11 protein-coding genes are annotated in these 16,642 nt (G+C 50.8%); 7 read left to right on the forward strand and 4 right to left on the reverse strand.

Annotated features, from left to right (window positions below; all coding sequences use genetic code 11):
* Nucleotides 1-30: 30 nt before the first annotated feature.
* Together HMPREF0636_RS06620 and HMPREF0636_RS06625 are read right to left on the reverse strand one after the other, a co-directional pair.
* Nucleotides 31-2,316, reverse strand: coding sequence for an exo-alpha-sialidase (locus HMPREF0636_RS06620; protein ID WP_044169307.1), 2,286 nt, complete (start codon nt 2,314-2,316; stop codon nt 31-33).
* Between the two features lie 16 nt (nt 2,317-2,332).
* Nucleotides 2,333-5,104, reverse strand: a complete 2,772-nt coding sequence (locus tag HMPREF0636_RS06625; RefSeq protein ID WP_081748423.1) for a dipeptidyl-peptidase 3 family protein — start codon at nt 5,102-5,104, stop codon at nt 2,333-2,335.
* 461 nt (nt 5,105-5,565) lie between these two features.
* Here HMPREF0636_RS06625 and HMPREF0636_RS06630 point away from each other — a divergent pair, with 461 nt between their 5' ends.
* The 7 genes from HMPREF0636_RS06630 (at nt 5,566) to HMPREF0636_RS06660 (ending at nt 14,452) form a co-directional block, all read left to right on the forward strand.
* Nucleotides 5,566-6,813 carry an MFS transporter gene (locus HMPREF0636_RS06630; RefSeq protein WP_044169310.1) on the forward strand — a complete coding sequence of 416 codons (1,248 nt, stop codon included), beginning with the start codon at nt 5,566-5,568 and terminating at the stop codon, nt 6,811-6,813.
* Between the two features lie 52 nt (nt 6,814-6,865).
* Nucleotides 6,866-7,321, forward strand: coding sequence for a NanQ anomerase/TabA/YiaL family protein (locus HMPREF0636_RS06635; protein ID WP_044169312.1), 456 nt, complete (start codon nt 6,866-6,868; stop codon nt 7,319-7,321).
* A 9-nt stretch (nt 7,322-7,330) separates the two neighbouring features.
* Nucleotides 7,331-8,536, forward strand: coding sequence for a hypothetical protein (locus tag HMPREF0636_RS06640; RefSeq protein WP_044169313.1), 1,206 nt, complete (start codon nt 7,331-7,333; stop codon nt 8,534-8,536).
* Nucleotides 8,537-8,581: 45 nt separating this feature from the next.
* Nucleotides 8,582-9,745: a TlpA disulfide reductase family protein gene (locus HMPREF0636_RS06645; protein ID WP_044169314.1), complete on the forward strand. Its 1,164-nt coding sequence runs from the start codon at nt 8,582-8,584 to the stop codon at nt 9,743-9,745.
* A gap of 487 nt (nt 9,746-10,232) precedes the next feature.
* Nucleotides 10,233-11,330: a DUF4831 family protein gene (locus HMPREF0636_RS06650; protein WP_044169315.1), complete on the forward strand. Its 1,098-nt coding sequence runs from the start codon at nt 10,233-10,235 to the stop codon at nt 11,328-11,330.
* Nucleotides 11,331-11,386: 56 nt separating this feature from the next.
* Nucleotides 11,387-12,946 carry a peptide MFS transporter gene (locus HMPREF0636_RS06655; RefSeq protein WP_044169316.1) on the forward strand — a complete coding sequence of 520 codons (1,560 nt, stop codon included), beginning with the start codon at nt 11,387-11,389 and terminating at the stop codon, nt 12,944-12,946.
* 147 nt (nt 12,947-13,093) lie between these two features.
* A complete protein-coding gene (locus tag HMPREF0636_RS06660) occupies nt 13,094-14,452 on the forward strand; it encodes an MATE family efflux transporter (protein ID WP_044169317.1) in 1,359 nt (452 codons plus the stop codon).
* A gap of 286 nt (nt 14,453-14,738) precedes the next feature.
* Here the strand turns inward: HMPREF0636_RS06660 and HMPREF0636_RS06665 are convergent, their stop codons facing one another.
* Both HMPREF0636_RS06665 and HMPREF0636_RS06670 read right to left on the reverse strand, forming a co-directional pair.
* Nucleotides 14,739-15,359 carry a porin family protein gene (locus tag HMPREF0636_RS06665; RefSeq protein WP_044169539.1) on the reverse strand — a complete coding sequence of 207 codons (621 nt, stop codon included), beginning with the start codon at nt 15,357-15,359 and terminating at the stop codon, nt 14,739-14,741.
* Nucleotides 15,360-15,502: 143 nt separating this feature from the next.
* Nucleotides 15,503-16,591, reverse strand: coding sequence for a glycosyltransferase family 4 protein (locus HMPREF0636_RS06670; RefSeq protein ID WP_044169318.1), 1,089 nt, complete (start codon nt 16,589-16,591; stop codon nt 15,503-15,505).
* Nucleotides 16,592-16,642: the final 51 nt, after the last annotated feature.

The following is a 16,642-nucleotide window of genomic DNA, read 5'->3' on the forward strand; positions in this document are numbered from 1 at the left end:
TTTATTATATATATCCTCTAGGGTAAGGGGCTAGTGTTGCTTGCCTCCTCTTAGCCAATCGAGGCTCACCCGAGTGAAGTAGATATCGAAGCCTGGACGATCATCCTCCTCACTGATGACCCCAATTGAGCCATCGGGTAGGATCACAAGCTCACTATAGACCGCCTCACCAGCACATAGCTCACGGGAGTACCGCCATGTCTTGCCTTCGTCCTCACTTAGGAAGAGGCGTAGGTGATCACGTGTAGGGCTTGTGGGGAGTGTATGCAGGAGGAGGTGTTGATCCTTACCGCTGCCAATAGGGGCATAGCGAGCAAGGGCAGCATTGCAGGCGTTACCTGTTAGCTCAGGCCAAGTCTGAGGTTCACTCCAGGTCATCCCAGAGTCGGTAGAGCGCACGAAGGTACGAGCATTCGCCCCCCCAGCCCTATTGCGGCTAGAGATGAGGAGCGTACCATCGCTGAGCTCTACGACCTTGGACTCGTCCCCATTAGCACGTGCAACAGGAGAGGTATGCCATGTCCTACCTTGGTCGTCGGAGTAGACGAGTACATTATCCATTGTGCCCCCCCATTCTTCGCCAGTACGCATAGCAGCCACAAACATAATTCTTCCCTTACTGGTGATGATACCGTTACCCGATCCAAAGAATCCTCCATAACGGAAGCGGTCGCCATATACCTCATCCGATATTTCACGCACGGTACTCCAGCTCTTACCTCCATCGCTACTACTCGTGTAGTACATCTGTAGGGGCTTCTTTGCTTGAGAGGGATAATGCCACAGCCCGCTACCACTGACCATGACCATGTGTATTGTATGCCCATCAGTAGCCATAGCTGCATCTCCGAATCCCTGCTGAGGGCTACCCTTTGCTACGGTGATTGGTCTACTCCAGGTCTTACCCATATCGTGGCTGAGCTTAACCTCGACATCAATATCCTCGGGTAGGTCATATTCGCTATTCTTGCGCTTGTCTATACTGGCTACTAGCGTACCATCATTGAGACGAACGATCCCAGGTATGCGGTAGTGTGCCGAGTGGTTCTCTCCTGGAGCCCAGAGGAGTGTACGTTGTAGGACGATCTCATGCTCATAGGCCCTAGAGAGTGTATCAGGATGAAAGGGCTGGGCGGTACCTGATAGACGTACCTCCAGAAGACGAGAGACAATCTTCCCTCCCTCGGGAGCACTAGAGGCGACATCGGTGACTACCCATAGCTTGCTGTGAGCGTTGAGGGTTTGAGTCTTAGATACAGGACGAAGTGTAACCTTACATCCCTTGCCAACCTTCCCTGTGGCAATGAGCCTCCCTGGACTGCGTGGGTCAAAACGATCCCCATTCTGTGTCTCGTAGAGCTTTACTTGGGTAAGGGCGGAGGGAGTGGTACCACTGAGATTAAGGGCAAGGGAGCGTAGACGCTCGGGGCTAGCTAAGCCAAGCGAAAAGGTGAAGAGGGGTTGTGTGGTACCTCGCCCTACCAAGGTGGCATTGGTGCCATGCTCCCGATAGGAGCGTACTGAGTGATGGGGGAGACGCTGGGGGAAGCCTATAAGGTGCGCAGGGTGCCTCCCCGTGACATCATTTATTATTGTGTCACCAGGTCGATAGTTATCGAACTCGTATGCGGCTACGAGACCCTCTGCCTTGTGGCTGATGCGCTCGGTTTGGCTGTCTTCTCTGATCTCTGATGGTGATAAAGCTCGACGATAGAAACGTATATTGTCCAGCTTCCCACCATAGAACGCTACTCTTCTCTCTCCTTCTTGTGCCGCACCGATGAGTATGGGGAGGTTTTGTTCCATGCTCCAGCTACCGATGTCGGGGCTCTGTCCCTTTCTTTGAAGCTCTCCATCTATGTAGAGGAGCATGCGGTGTTGATCTCTGTCTACCACCCATGCTACATGATGCCACGTACGTAGCTCCCTTCGTAGTGCCTCGTCACCCGTCCAGATGTTCAGCGAGTGATCATAGCCACCGGTGCTGTCTGGTGTTGACACGCCAAAGAATGCTTTGGTTAGGTTTCTTAGACCGAGTAACTCATATCCGCTCTGATTGCTGCCCTTAGGTGCTTTTAGGTCTCTACGTGAGATGAGGCGTTGACCTGTGTTGTATATGATTGTGCGGTCACCCGATAGGTGTAGGCTGATGGTATAGCTCCCATCAGGTGGAATATTGAAGTCTGGATGGGAGGGAATCAATAAGTGCTCCCCCTGTCCATTAAGCTCGAGTACGGAGCGATGCTGCTGTGCTAGGGCTGAGGTTGCCATAGCAACTGCAATGAGGAGTGCAGATAGATGCTTTGTGTAGGTCATTATGCTCAGTAGTGGGTTAGTTGCTTGGGTATTCCTCTAGCTCAAAGGTTATATCATCTGCAAACTCACGTAGCACAGGGCTCTCACTGCTACGCCAGCTTGAGAGACTTGCTGATGATAGGATTTGCTCTCGAATAGCCTTATCCTCTCGTCCCCATCGTTTGAGGAGAAGAAGGGCGGTGCGCTGCTGTGTTGTGGGATAGGCAACCATCCCATCCGAGAGGATGTCGAGGAGTATATTGAGGAGACGCTGTCGCCACACAGGAGGCTGAATTATGAAGCCCTTGGTAATCTTGCGAACGAGGACCGTGAAGGCTACGGGCAGTATCTCCTGCCTGCTTGATACATTGGAGCAGAGCGACCAATCAAGAGCCCAGTGAGTAGACTCGGGTATACGGTCGAAGAGGTTCTTAGCAATATAGTCTCGTAGCTCGGGATTAGAAGATACGGTAAGGGCCAGCTCTGTAGCTTTCTCGTAGGTCATGCACTCGGGTGGGTAGATCAACTGCCCGATGATCTTCAGCTCTCGTACATCTCGGCTGAGGATGTATGATGCTAGGTCTTCGGTCTTAGGTTGCTTCTCTGCCAGTCGGATGATATAGTCGAGTGTGAGTCCGAAGTTAATACCATAGTAAAGACCTTTAGAACGCATGGAGGAGGCTACCTGACCATCCATCGAGTGGCGGAGGTTACTCCGTAGCTCCTTAGCTGCCTCTAGTGTAGCGTCAGAGGGCTCAGGGTGACGAAGGGTCTCTAATGAAATGGGGGCGGTGCTGAGTGTCCTATACTCCCTGCTGTAACGAAGCATTTGCTCTGCATATCCTTCGTCATAATGGGCTATGACATCAATAATCTTGTCTCCCTCAAGGACGGGCTCTAGTCTAGGATTGACAAAGCCCTTGTAGGGAGCAATGCCGAGCTGAGTATAGCGTGTCAATACCTCTCTATGTAGCTCGGGATCGACAGAAATAGCATATCGCTCTACGAGTTGTCTTCCAGCCTCGTGGTCGCCCGTACTCTTGATACGCTGTACTTCACGGAGGAGCTCTCCGATGATGGGTCGCATTGCAGCGTAGTCGTGTATGATGAGCTCTAGCCCACGTAGCTCTAGAGCACCGATAGCCTCCCCATGCTCGAGTACATAGCGAGCGATGAGTGCCCGATTCCGCATGTGTGCCTCCTCGAGCTGGTGTCCAGGACGTATACGTACGAGCTGTGTGACTAATCCATTCAGGAGGTAACGATAGTAGCATGCTTTGTACGCCTCATGATTGGGTAGAAGCTCTAGTTCAATGAGCTTCTCATCAGCCATATAGTATAGGGCGAAAAGATCTGCTCTAGCCTCCTCTAGCGTGGAGTGATAGGCTCCGAGGGCGTCGGCTGAGACGCCAGGAAGTAGTCTACCTGACCCATGCCCCAGGCACTCATGCAAGTCGGTATGTAGATGATCGGTGAGGTTGTCATACTTCGCAAGCAATGCTCGCACCTCGGGATTGGGGATAAAGACTTCGTCCATCCCACTATGCCGAGAGGCCCCTCGGTAGGCTTCGTGGATATTATCGATCGTCACAGACTTTGATCCATGAGTTGCTCTTATCCAATCTGCATTCGGTAGGTTAATACCAATTGGAGTAGCAGGATAAGAATCTCCGGCGAGCATCGCCACAGAGACAACTGTTGCCGTGACGCCCCTAGGCTCTTCTTTCTTAAATCGCTCGTCGATGGGGGCATGCTTCTCGAACCAAGCTGCTTCACGGCAGAGCTTCTCCGTACGTTTACTTGCCTCGTGATTGCGGATATGCACGAGGCTCTCCCACATCCCTTTCATGCCTAATGGATCGGTGTAAACCTCGGTGAAGCCATTGATGAAGTCCACCTCCGTTTGGGTATCACCTACCCAAGAGATCATACACCTATTGTATTCCTCTAGGTCTCCCGTCTTGTAGTAGTCCAGCAGGGCAAGGATGGTCTCTCGCTGCCTCTCTCCCTCGGCATAGGGCAGTGCAGCATGTAGCTCGGCGGAGATACGACTTAGTGCTTCTTCATAGAGCCCCCCAATGCGGTATGTCTGCTCGTAGAGCTTACCGTCCTCCCTTCGTGCTAGGCGACTGTTCAAGCCGAGTGAAGGTGGGGTAGATCGCTCCTCTTCGGTCAGTGTTTCATAGGCTTCACGATAGAAGGCCTCTGCCTCCTGCTGTGTAACCTCTGGATCATAGAAGTTAGCTGAAGAGGCTTGAAGTAAGTCCTTCTCTCCACTCTGCACTGTACGACGTGGCTCAAGGTGAGGGTTAAAGATGACCTCAAGAAGTTCCTCTAGTTCTCGTCCATGGAAGTATAGCAACTCCCCCCTCTCTACCTGCACCGCTTCAATGAGCCCACATAGATATGCTCTCGAGAACTGGGGCTCAAACTTCTCCGAGCCATAGTGGTGGTGAATCCCAGAGGAAAACCATAGACGGAAGAGATATTCCTCTACTCCACGGAACTCCTCATGGTCTCGTTCTCCTTCGTAATGAAGGTAGATACCCTCGAAGAGTTCTCTCAATCGGAGCGAATAGCGACCATTCTGATCGAAGGTGATGTCTCGTCCTGCTAAAGCCGCACGACTGAGGTGATAGATGAAGAGCTTGCGCTCTAGAGGAAGGTTCGCAAAGCCTGGTATCTCGTAGCGTAGTATCTCGATGTCGGCAAAGCGAGCTACGGAGGCTCCACTCACGGAGCAGGGGGTATCTGGATGCATGAATGTCTTATTTTCGTCCTGTCTAAGTAGGGCTACCTTAGCGTTCATGCCAAGGTTATTAGCTTTTTTACAAAGATACCGAAAAGCGTTGCGCTTAACAATGTATCCCTTCGATGCCTCCCCAAGATATGCCTTCTTCTCTCCTTTTTGAGCTGTCCTCCTCAGTCTATATGCTGCTTTGTTCTATGTCTTATTTATACGCCTAAGAAGTACGCATTACCTAGCTACTTGGGTAGCTACCTATGGATTCCCTTCGGCACCCACTCGTGGGTATCGAGAGAGACCCACCCATGGGTTTGCCCTGATATGCACGAGTGGGTTCCTAGGGAAACCCACTCGTGGGTACTAAAAGGAGCGTATGAATGAGTGGTTTCCCTCCCTAGTTATCCCCTTTAGGGAAAGGTAAGGTGGAAGATGCCTGTTCGCTGAGATATTGTGTGGCTAAAGTTTCTATCTTTGCACATACGAAGCATACATATCAATCGCTATTCACATACTTACATATCAGAATGCTCCAATCCCTTAGAAATAAGTCCTTCTATCCCTGGCTCGTCGTCGGTCTACTGTGGGTCGTCGCCCTACTGAACTATATGGATCGGCAAATGCTCAGCACGATGAAAGATGCGATGGCCATAGATATCACCGAGCTGCAGAGTGCAGAGCGCTTCGGTGTGCTTATGGCCATATTCCTTTGGATCTATGGCTGTGTGAGTCCATTCGCAGGCGCTATCTCAGACCGTGTCAATCGCAAGTGGCTCATCGTCGGTAGTATCTTCGTTTGGTCTCTGGTGACGTTCCTTATGGGCGTAGCTGAGGATTTCAATCAACTACGCATCCTGAGAGCACTGATGGGAATCAGTGAAGCCCTTTATATCCCAGCTGGCCTGTCCCTAATAGCTGACTACCACGAGGGACGGAGTCGTTCACTCGCCGTGGGTATTCACATGACTGGGCTATACATGGGACAGGCGATTGGGGGCTTTGGGGCTACCCTTGCCTCTGCTTTTAGCTGGCATACGACGTTCTTTGTCTTTGGGCTTGTCGGGATGGTCTATGCACTGGTGCTGATTCTCTTCCTCTATGAAGTGCCGAAGAAGCGTACTGTAGTGAAGTCAGATACATCACAACGGTTTACGCTCAAGAGCTTCCTGCAGGGCTTCGGTTGGCTCTTTAGCAACATCGCCTTTTGGGCTATATTGATCTGCTTTGCGGTACCAAGTCTACCTGGGTGGGCAACCAAGAATTGGCTCCCTACACTCTTCTCTGAGAGTCTTGATATCGGGATGAGTAAGGCTGGACCACTCTCCACGATTACCATCGCTGCCTCATCTTTCGTAGGTGTACTCATCGGTGGTATGCTCTCCGATCGCTGGGTGAAGTGTAACCTCCGAGGGCGTATCTATACGGGAGCAATTGGACTGACGCTTACTGTACCCTCGCTCATCCTCCTAGGTTACGGACATAGTGTTGTGGCAGTTGTCTCGGCTGGTATACTATTTGGAATTGGCTATGGGATGTTTGATGCAAACAACATGCCCATCTTATGTCAGTTTGTCCCTGCACGGCTCCGGGCGACAGCGTATGGCTTTATGAATATGATTGGAGTCTTCGCTGGTGCGCTGGTTACACAGGTATTGGGGAAGCTGAAGGATGAAGGTAGCTTGGATTCAGGCTTTATATTCCTTGGTCTTATTGTGCTTGTAGCCCTAGCCATCCAGCTCCTCGTACTTCGCCCCACGACCGATAATATGGAATAGATTCCGTTATCACATAGAGTAATTCCCATCACCTATAATACATTTACGACGCATGATACTTGGTAACCTACAGGACAGTGCACGCTACGATGCTCTACACCCACTATTTCGTGAGGTCTTTGAGTATATCAAGACGCACGACCTACTCCATATGGAGACGGGACGGATAGAGCTGAGGGGTGACGATCTCTTCATTAATAACGTTGAGCCTACTACCAAGAGTAAGGCCGAGCAACCTCTAGAGGTGCATGAGACCTATCTCGATATACATGTGCTACTCGAGGGGAAGGAGCGTATAGGTTGGATTCCTGCTAGCCTCTGTCGCAAGCCTCAGGGGCCATTTGACAAGGAGAATGACTTCATCCTCTACGATGATGAGCCTACGAGCTACGTTGATCTCCTACCTGGGCAATTTGCTATTGTCTACCCTGAGGATGCGCATGCTCCCATGATCGGCGACGGAGGTACGATACGTAAGCTCATAGTCAAGGTGCGTGTAACCTACTAATATTACCCTATGAAACTCAGGTGTAGCTCCCTATTCGTTCCCCTTGCTCTCCTCCTTGGTGCTTTTGCTTCGTGTGGGGTACATCGCGTGCAGAACGATTACATTAAGGTCTACGAGGTATCGGGTACATTTGGTGATCCTGCCTACGATGTACATGGTGTGTCGGCAGCCTTTGCTGGTCGGGTAGGAGATCAGATTTGCTTCGCTGGTGGAGCGAACTTCCCCAACACTCCAGCTGCTAAGGGGGGAGAGAAGATGTACTATGATGCGGTCTTCCTTGGCTCCCCCGCAGAGGGAAGGAGTATTCAATGGTATGCTGCGGGTAAGCTCCCTAAGGCTCTTGCCTACGGTGTGAGCATGCAGCTCGGTGATACGCTCTATATCGCAGGTGGAGAGTCTCATGATGGAGCTGAGCGGGGCTTCTATATGCTAACTAAGTCCGCAGGGAATACATTAGCAATCAAACCCCTTGCACCCCTTCCCTTCACGATTAGCAACGCAGCTGGAGCGGTTATTGAGCATCGTCTCTTCCTCATCGGTGGTATGCAGGATGGTAAGCCCAGTAGTGCAGTCTGGAGCTACGACATAGATAATCCAAGCAAAGGCTGGAGTAGACTCCCAGATCTACCCCATGCTCGTGGCTATGTACAGCCTGTGGCAGCCTCGGTAGACGATACACTTTTCGTCAGTGGGGGATTCTACCCTGGCGATGATAAGCACCCTGCCACGGTAAATCAAGGTATCCATAGCCTAGATATCACAGCGAAGGTACCACACTGGCGTACGGGACTCTTCCCTCGTGGAGAGGAGAAGCGCATGGACTATTGGGCTGGTGGCACACTAACCCCAGTGGCAGGAGGTCTTATTGCTACGGGAGGGGTGCACAAGGCTGTCTTTGAGCCTGCTCTAGAGCGGTTACGTAGACTAAACCATCATAAGGAGGCGTTATCAGAAACAGAGATAAGGAAACTAAGAGCAGAGCATGAAGACTATATGACCCACCCTGAGGCTTGGTACCAGTTCACTAGTGACGTTTACTATTTCTCCCCCATCACTAGCCGTTGGTTTCGTATTCTCTCTCCCATCCCGAGTCTTCTTGGGCGAGCAGGGGCGAGTGCTGTGGCTTTTGACGCCGGATATATCTACCTCCTTCAAGGTGAGCTAAAACCTGGGGTGCGCAGCCCCAAGGTCGTTTGTATCGAAGTACAACCTTAGTCGTTCCCTTTCATCCATTCCCCGAACATTAAACGATGCACTAATATGAAAACAAACTCATGGCTAAGGGTCGGCCTCGTGACCCTCATTGCCTTGACGGCTACCCCTATGGTAGCCCAGCGTAAGAAGGCAACCAAGCAACAGACTCCCAAGGCTACTGTGGTAGCTAAGAACAAGGCTGGTCACTATCTCATCCTCGGCACAGCTCCGAGTGCCGCCAATGGTAAGTGGGTTTACCTCACTGTCAATGGCAAGGATGCGCTGGACAGTGTTATGATCAAGGGGGGGAAGTTCAGTATTGAGCGTCCCGTTGTGCAAGAGCACCTCCAGGCTGCACTCCACGTACCTAGGGAATACTACCTTAGCCTCATTCCAGAGGAAGGCACAATCATAGCTCCGATGGATGAGAATGCTGCCACTGGTACGCCACTGAATGACCTATCTGCTAAGCTCAGAGAGGAGGATGAAGCCTTTGTAAAGCCTTACACTGACCGACTGAAGGCTATTCGTATGGATGAGAAACTCTCTGCGGATGAGAAGGAAAAGGCACAGGATGCCATCATCGAAGAGCTATATGGTAAGCTCGAGCCACGCTATGCGGCTCGTCTGGCAGAGCATCCCAATGATGCCATTGGCTTCATGGCGCTGCGTGATCTACTTGGTAGTACCACTATGGATCTAGCCAAGGCGGAGCGTTGCATTGCTCAAGCACAACCTCTGGTACGTAACCAAACTGATATCCAGAAGATGCTCGAGAGCCTTCGCCAGCGTGAGGCTACTAAGCCAGGGATGCCATTTGTAGACTTTGCAGGCGTAGATGATAGTAACAAGGCTGTCCGCCTGAGTGACTATGTCGGGAAGGGACACTATGTGCTGGTAGACTTCTGGGCATCATGGTGTGGTCCCTGCCGGCGTGAGATCGCTCACCTGAAGAAAGTACGTGATGCCTACACGGACAAGGGCTTGGTTATCCTTGGTGCAGTTGTATGGGATGAAATGGAGGCTCACCTCAAGGCGATGAAGGAGCTTGAGATTACCTGGCCTCAGATCCTTAATAAGGACGAGCCTACTAACCTCTATGGTATTCAGGGTATTCCTCAGATTATCCTCTTCGCTCCTGATGGGAAGATTGTTGCTCGAGACCTACGTGGTAAGGCAATCAATGACAAGCTAGACGAGATCCTCAAGACTACAGAGGGCAAGCTCTAGAGCTCCCATATCAACAAAGAAGAAACCCCTTGGTGGTGGCTGATTGGTCACCCCCAAGGGGTTTATCTTTTCTCCATCGAACCGTCTTCGTTTACCCCTAGCAAGGGTCTTGAAGGAAACCCTAGCAAGGGGTACCGATGGAAGGCTAGCAAGGGTTATGCGGAGACCCATGCAAGGGGGATCATTTACCCTTAGCATGCAAGAAATCGTAGGAGAGTAAAGACCTTGGACTTATATCTATATCTTCCTCTTTGGGCAAGGTCTCAATACCGTGCGGAAGAGGAGGGATTGGGGAGTAGTGACAGCTGTTAATTAGGTTACGACCTTTACTCATGTTCGCTTGCTTAAAGAGCTTGTATATAAAGTGGTAGATTGGGTATGGTAGAGGTGCAATGAGCGGAGGCTAGGGGAGGGCTTGATGATACGTGGCTTTTTTAGTAGCTTTGTCCCTACGAGATACATCTCTACCTCATTATATTACACATAAATGATTCGACTAGAACGATCACTGTGTGCACTCGGGTTGCTGACCCTCGTGCATATAGGTCTCGAGGCTCAGACAAAGGTTAGACGCTATGACGTCACTAAGGAGACGGACTACGGCATCGTCTACCGACTACCTGAGACGAGAATACAAGCGGTCTTCTCCGTACGTGAGCGTGTCTATACCCCAGGGGAGCTCTCAGGCTATGCCAACAAGTACCTCAATCGTAAGGTAACTCCTGAGGTAAAGACGACCTATGAGATCCTAAGCTCCACGCTACGAGTCGTTGGTGTACCTGATACGTCACACGAGTACCTGATTGCCTTCGATAAGAAAACCACAGCTCCCTTTGTCAAGCTGACCGACCGAGGTATCCTTTATTCCATCAACGGGAGTGGCGACCTATGTCAGGGGCTCATATCCGAGACCCATAGCGAGGTAACGAAGTCCAAGATTCTACCAGATCGTACCCAACCAGCTCTTCCCCGAGAGTATGTACAGGCAGGCTCGAAGGCTAAACAGGCTGCTATCGCAGCGAGTTATCTCTACGAGGTGCGGGAGAATACGATGAACATCCTCTCTGGCTCTGTGGATAACATGCCTAAGGATGGAGAGTCAATGCGCCTTGTCCTAGAGCGCTTGCGTAGCGAAGAGCATCGGGCACAGCGTCTCTTCTTAGGTGATACCACGGAGCGAATTATTGAATATATCTTCACCTACACTCCTACATCTGAGGATGTGACGGATATTGTCTTTGCTCGTTTCTCACCCTTGTCGGGGATGAAGAGCGTGGATGACCTGAGCGGTACCCCTATACACCTCTCTCTCCGTGCCACTGAGCGCACTGAGGAGTTACCAGAAAAGGAACAAAAGAAGAAAGAGAAGCAACTCGAAGGGAGTATCGTCTATAATCTCCCAGGGCAGGCTCTTGTGACCCTCAGCTATGAGGGGCGCACCATCGCCTCCGATAAGCTCCCACTTACTCAGCTGGGATCAAAGCAAGCTCTCGCTCCAAAGATGTTTAACCTCACTCAAGGGCAGGCTACGGCGGTTTACTTCGATATCCGTACGGGGGCTATCCTAGACATCCGTCAGGAATAAAACTGCTTATCACTAACTCACATACAATACTCACCTCCTAACAACTTACCAACTCTATGTTCAAAAATCATCCTAAGGGATTGCTCGCAGCCTCTCTAGCTAACATGGGAGAGCGCTTCGGCTTCTACATCATGATGGCGATCTTGACGCTCTTCATCTCGGCTAAGTTTGGCCTGTCAGAGGACGTCACAGGGTACATCTACTCGGCCTTCTATGCTTCCATCTACCTGCTAGCTCTCGTAGGGGGGATCATCGCTGACCGAACAAAGAACTACAAGGGGACAATCCTCATGGGTCTCGTCGTCATGGCTATTGGCTATCTGATCATCGCCATACCCACCCCGACACCAGTGCCTAGCCTAGGTCTCTACCTCGCTATCTCCTGTCTCGGACTAGGAGTCATAGCCTTCGGTAACGGGCTATTCAAGGGAAATCTTCAGGCACTCGTTGGTCAGATGTATGACGACCCTATCTACTCCAAGGTACGTGACGCTGGCTTCCAGATCTTCTACATGTTCATCAACGTTGGGGGAATCTTCGCTCCCTTCATGGCAGTAGGGATACGTAACTGGTGGCTCAAGACCAATGGCTTCGACTACAACGGTGACCTACCCGCATTATGTCACCAGTACCTCAAGGAGGGTGCAGCGATGCCACAGCAGGCACTCGACAACCTCCAGGCTCTCTCTGGTAAGGTTAGCCTAGCAGGTCAGTCCTTCTCTGACATTGGAGATTTCGTCAATAGCTATCTGGATGTCTTTAGCCGTGGCTTCCACTATGCCTTCGCTGCAGCTATCGTGATGATCCTTGTATCGCTTGTTATCTTCGTGATGAACAAGTCTCGCTTCCCTAACCCAGGGACTAAGACAGTGGTACAGGATGGCGATAAGCAGATTACCAAGGAGGAAATCAAGATGGATGCAGCTGAGATAAGACAGCGTATCTATGCACTCTTTGCTGTGTTCGCAGTCGTGATCTTCTTCTGGATGTCCTTCCACCAGAATGGGTACTCACTGACCTACTTCGCTCGTGACTACGTAGATCTAAGTGTGATTAACATTGACTTAGGATTTACCCAGATCAAGGGGGCTGAGATCTTCCAAGCAGTAAACCCCATCTTCGTGGTGCTACTCACCCCGATTGTTATGTTCATCTTCGGTAGACTCAATGCCAAGGGTAAGGAGCCCTCAGCTCCTCGTAAGATCGCTATCGGTATGGGTATCGCTGCTTCGGCCTATATTTTCCTGATGGCTTGCTCTATGGCTCTGCCTGGTAAGGAAGCTCTAGCTACGATGGATGAGACGGCTAAGGAGGCTATGCGTATCACGCCCTTTGTCATGGTAGGTATGTACTTCATCCTGACTGTGGCTGAGCTCTTCATCTCTCCTCTTGGGCTCTCCTTCGTCTCGAAGGTTGCTCCTCCTCATCTGCAGGGTGTGATGCAGGGTTGCTGGCTCGCTGCTACGGCTGTGGGGAACTCCCTACTCTTCATCGGTGGTATCCTCTACCTGAACGTGCCTCTGTGGGCGTGCTGGCTTGTCTTCGTTGGGGCATGTGCTGCCTCTATGATTACGATGCTCGCGATGGTCAAGTGGCTAGAGCGTGTAGCTAAGTAACACATTCTGTCGTCTCTCAGGACGAAAAGCAAAACGAGTAAGCCTCACATGGCATCAGGATGACTGGTTGCCATGTGAGGCTTTCTATCTCTGTGTGGTATGGTGTACTTTTGTAGTCGATTAAGGTAACGAACAAAATAACTCTACTTGAGCACTTGGAATAATTATTGGGTAGCAAGGCGTCACGCCCTACGAGAACTCTTGGCTATAGGGCTACCTATTATCTTAGGACAGCTGGGTATCATATCGGTGAACTTCGCTGATAATATCATGGTCGGTAAGTACCATACGGATGCCTTAGCTTCGGCCTCGTTCGTCAATAACATCTTCTCTGTCTTCTTCGTTCTGGGCATGGGATTCACCTATGGACTCACCCCCCTCGTGTCAAGCTCCTTTGCACGAGGAGATCAGTCTCGTCTAGGACGCCTGCTACGGCATAGTAGCCTACTGAACCTTTGGGTGGGTGGAGCACTCACCCTTGCCCTGCTCTTGATCTATGCCCTGCTGGAGCAGTTTAAGTTACCACCTCATCTCCTCTCCCAAGTACGATCCTACTTCATCCTACAGCTCATCTCGTTTGTCGTCTTCATGGCTTCGGGGGCTCTCAAGCAGTTCTTCGATGGGATTGGACGCACGAGGGTGCCAATGTGGATTATCCTAAGCTCGAACACACTGAATATACTAGGTAACTATCTCCTGATCTTCGGTGAGCTGGGGGCTCCTGAACTTGGACTCTTCGGTGCAGGGCTCTCTACCCTGATTGCACGAGTTTATATGCTCATCGCCTTAATCTACATCCTGCATCGGAGTCGAGATCTTAGGACTCCTTACCGAACCTTCCGAGAGCGAGGCTGGCGTACCCCCTACATACAGCGCCTTTTCCGACTAGGCTTGCCTATTGGGGTACAGATGGGGGTAGAGGCCGGGGCTTGGACCTTTGCTATCCTACTGATTACTCCTCTTGGTGTAGATGCCCTAGCTGTACATCAAATACTAGTTACCTTGACCTTACTTGGTTACCTCATCTATTATGGGCTAGGTGCAGCTACTACAATACTTGTGAGTCGCGCCCATAGTATAGGTGACCATAGGCAAGCAAGGCAAACCGCGGGTATAGCCCTAGCTCTCGCAGAGGGTACAGCCCTAGTCGTCATGCTCGGTCTACTCGTCATGAGGCATCAAGTCGGGTATATCTTTAGTGACGACCCAGCTGTCATACTGATGACTTCAGTAGCAGTGATTCCTATGGCTCTCTACCAACCCGGGGATGCTCTACAAGTAATCTATGGGAATGCTCTAAGAGGTATGGAGGATGTCAAGCGTATGACTCTCTATGCCTGTGCTATTCATCTCATACTTGCCCCTTCGCTCTCTTATATCTTTGGCTTCCTCTTGGGGATTGAGGATATAGGGCTAAGGCTCACAGCTATATGGAGCTCTTTCCCGATAAGTCTCCTCCTCTTGGGGATCTTCCTATACAAGCGGTTCTATCAGATTACGAGATAGAGTATACCCCATACCCTCCTCTAGGGTAGTGTGGGGTAACTTGCTTTGAATCGAATAGGCTGAATGCTAACCTTAGCGAGTACTAAGACCTATATTAGTCCGAGGGGTACAACAGAAAGCCTCCCTTTAGACACCAGCAGAGATATTGATACCTCTTGCTCACCTATATTGGATAGAAAAGAAACCTAGGAAAACTAACCCCACGATAAGTATAAAATAGGAAGCCCACCTCACGTTGGCCTAGTGTGCCAGTGTGAGATGGGCATCTCTATCTTTATAGGGAGGACTAGATCTTGAGACCTACACCGAGGGTAAGCATAGCATTTTTGAAGTTATTCTTATTGCTAATCTGTAGTTGCTTCAGTGAGGAGTTGTTCCTATCAAGTGTGTTGATCAGCCCGTGTGTATAACGAAGGTCGATGAACACGCCTTTTATAAGAAGGAGCTCGACCCCAGCGGCTATCCCGAAGTCAATCGCGGCAAAGGTATCTTTGTTGAGCTTTACTGAACTGTTACCTACAGATATCTCTTGGGTGGGGGTACCTACAAGGAAACCTAGCTGGGGACCAGCCATGACGGAGAGAAGCCCAAGCTTGAGCTTAGCCATCGCAGGGATATTGATGTAGCTAGTCTTAAGTTGTAGAGAGGCTTTCTGTCCTAGGTATGTTGCTTCCCACTTAGCTCCCTGCTCGGAATAGATTACTTCGGGCTGTAGGGTTAGGAAGAAGGTTATTGGGAACTCAACGAAAGCACCGGCATAATAAGTCCCACGTCCTTTTATATCGGCACCGCTCATCTGACCTCCATTGAGTGTGGAGTAGCCTAGACCTCCCTTTATCCCCAAGCTTTGTGCCCCAAGCCCAAGTGTAGAGAGGAGGAGTACGACCATTGCAAATAGTTTCTTCATCTTGTTGCTCTTAGTCTGAGTTATTGGGGGCATAGCCCTTCATATATCCTGTTACTCTAGATAAACGGAGGAGATTCATAAATGGTATAAGTCACCACCTTTAAAGCAGAATATACCAGCGTTAGTCCCCGTCTAGAGGAGTCCTATGAGGGGTTGATAGCTAGAGAGCGGAAGAGGTCTGCGAATATCTCTATATAACGCTCGGGACTGAAGTCACGTGCTATACGCTCCCGTCCTAGATGCCCCATAGCCCTTCGCTCCTCAGGGTGCTCCAGCATCCAAAGGATGGCCTTGGCCAAGGCTCCGGGATCTTGGGAAGGCACGAGTAGCCCCGTCTCACCCGGAAGGATCAAGTCCCTACTACCCGGGATGTCACTTACGATCGTGGGGAGAGACAGCGACATGGCCTCACGTACGACACGTGGGGAGGCATCACGCCAGCTCGGGAGGACATAGACATCAGAGGCAGCCATATAGCGCATAGCCTCTGGTCGCTCCCCTAGGAAGAGTATATTCGAGGCAATCGGGCTAGTCTGGACGAAGAGTTGCTCCTGCTCATCATAGTCTCCCACTAGCGTTAGTCCGATCCTATCATCCTGAAGTAGTAGCATGGCTTCTAGTAGGGTGTGTAGCCCCTTGAAGGGACGCCCCCTATTGTTGGCGACCATCACCAGACGCAGTGATTTCCCCTGCAACTCGGGCAGCTCAATGGGTGAACGGAGAGCTTCATCAGCCCAAGGTAGAGAGAAGGGCTTGGTAGCCACCGTGAGCTTAGATGGAGAGAAGAAAGTGCGTAGGTAGGCAGCCACATGCTCCGTCTCACAGACAATATGATGCACCCGAGGGTTCAGGATACCGAGGTAGTAGGTGGGATCTGTACGACGAATACGAGCTCCCGTACCTCGGTAGGCGATATTCTTTACCGAGGAGAACAGCGTTGCTAGAAGCGCATTCGATAGTCCTGAGCTACCTGGGGAGTACGTGTGCGTGAGGTGGTACAGGCGCATATATCGGCGTAGGAGACGACACACCGATAGGTTCACCTTGCCCGTGATTGGGGGACTGGGCAGGTAGGTCACCCCTCGCTCTACGACAGCAGAGGTGATACCTTCCCGAGTCATGTATACCTGGAAGTCAGGGAGATTCGCAAGCCCCTCCGCTAGGATAATCGTAGACTCATCGGCTTCACGATGAGTGATGAGCAGACGAGTATTAGTCGCTGGATAAGACATCTATACTGAGATAGGAGAGATACAGAAATACAGAAAAACTAACCTCACCAC

The sequence above is a fragment of the Porphyromonas catoniae ATCC 51270 genome (genome assembly GCF_000565015.1).
Classification (GTDB): Bacteria; Bacteroidota; Bacteroidia; order Bacteroidales; family Porphyromonadaceae; genus Porphyromonas; species Porphyromonas catoniae.